Genomic DNA, 1,796 nt, shown 5'->3' with positions numbered 1-1,796 from the left:
GAATTTTACAGGTACAACTAAAATAGCAATAGAACAAGACTTCTATGCATCTATTTATCTATCAAACATGGTTGAATTAGCACGAAAAGATAGTGATGAAATTATAGCAGTTGAAAGAGAAAATAAATATGAATATAAAACAAACGTTAATATTTTAATTGGTAGTTTAAAAGACAAGCTTATAATGATGTTCCTCGAAGAAAGTCTAAGGAAAAGGAATAGAATTTATAAGGATATTATGAAGCAAGTTTCTAAAAGCAGTGTGCCTATACGGCCCGACAGACAAAATCCACGTATAAAAAAGTTTACAAGGGGAAAGTATCGAAAAAATAAAAAACGCAGCTTATAGAATAAACTTAAAAGAATATTCTTGCTAACGCCATGAAAAAAATTTCTACATTTCTATGGCTTGTTTCTTATGCAAAAAAAATATAGAACTACTTTTTATAATTCTTTATTTTTAAGAAATTAGTAACAGCAAAGTACATTATCCATATTTTTCAATATTAAGTTGATGACATTGAGCGATAGCATGAAAAAAAATAGAGTAGAAACAATACGTACCAAAATAATTAAAGTAGCTGCTAAAGTAATAAAAACGGGTAGGTACTTAAAGTTTAAATTATGTAGTAGTTGCGTGTACAAAAAAGAGTTTTGGTATATTCTTGAGAAAATTAATCAGCTCCCATGCTACGCATAAAAACCATAAGTTGCAAATAAGTAAAATATTTCAAAATAAATATATTTCACGGGAGTAGTATACCCTTTTTAAAAATACAAAAATTGTAAGTGGGATTAATTTCAAAATATATAGAAAAACAATTATTAAAAATTACACGAAATAAAAGATAGATTCAAATTCCAACCTAATTTTTTACAATTAGACTGTGAAATTTAAATCTATGAATAATTCAGGGTATTATATAGTTAGAGGGGCAAAAATGAGATGTGACAAAGGAACTCATCCAAGAAAAATCAATTTGCCAATAAGTCACGGATCATATGTAAATGGAAAGCCAATGATGAATAAAAGTGATAGGGTAGTAAACAAGAATATTAGTTACTTTGGAATATGCAGGGGAGGATGTCAAGAAGGTGAAGATATTTATTTGATAGATGAATATGGAAAACAACAACTTCCACCTGGAAAAAAGTGTCGTGTGCAAATATTAGAGGATTGGAGTGAAGTTAAAGAAGATACATTGGTTGAAGGAAAAGCAGCACTTACAAAAGACTCATGGGCTGCCTGCTATTATGGAGGAAAAATAACCTTTGAAAGTAATGGTCAAGAAGAAGAGTAGCTGCAATAGAGAATATAGCAAAGAAAGGAGAGTATAAATGGGAGCAGTTCATGCACTAAGGGTTAAATCACCGTATCAATTACTAAAGATAGAAAATATAGAAATTGAAAATAAACCTAATGAACATGGATACTTGTATTTAAAATGTTTGATAGATGAATCAGTAAATTTTCAAGCTGCTATAAATGCTTCTACTAATGATAAAATATGGGTTTATGAAGAAATAGAATATGAAAGTTCTTATAATGAAAGTACTGTAGATATTAATGTAGTAAATGAAAGCAAAAGCAAAATAATATTTAATGGAATAGTGCAAAATATAAGGACAAGCCATGTAAATGGAATTTATTATTTAGAAATACAAGCACTTACATCAAGTTTTGAATTAGATATAAAAGAAAAAAGCAGGTCATTTCAAAATGTTAATATGACATATGATGAAGTAATAGGAACAATTTTAAAAGATTATTCAGGATATAGCTTTACGCAATGCAC

3 protein-coding genes and 1 pseudogene are annotated in these 1,796 nt (G+C 28.5%); all 4 read left to right on the top strand.

Annotated elements, in window-relative coordinates:
* Positions 1–349, top strand: a 349-nt coding sequence (locus OIO11_RS11740; protein ID WP_268071658.1) for a transposase, incomplete at its 5' end; no start/stop codon positions are given.
* Between the two features lie 165 nt (positions 350–514).
* Positions 515–700 (top strand): transposase, encoded by a 186-nt coding sequence (locus tag OIO11_RS17265; protein WP_442781299.1) that lies wholly within the window; start codon positions 515–517, stop codon positions 698–700.
* A gap of 202 nt (positions 701–902) precedes the next feature.
* A complete protein-coding gene (locus OIO11_RS11735) occupies positions 903–1,301 on the top strand; it encodes a DUF4280 domain-containing protein (RefSeq protein WP_268071656.1) in 399 nt (132 codons plus the stop codon).
* Between the two features lie 37 nt (positions 1,302–1,338).
* Positions 1,339–1,796, top strand: a pseudogene (locus tag OIO11_RS11730) (late control protein D); the annotation flags it as partial.

The organism is Clostridium sp. ZS2-4, from assembly GCF_026719745.1.
Taxonomy (GTDB): domain Bacteria; phylum Bacillota; class Clostridia; order Clostridiales; family Clostridiaceae; genus Clostridium_H.
The sequence above is the reverse complement of the archived record's forward strand: the minus strand, read 5'-3'. Positions and strand labels throughout refer to the sequence as shown.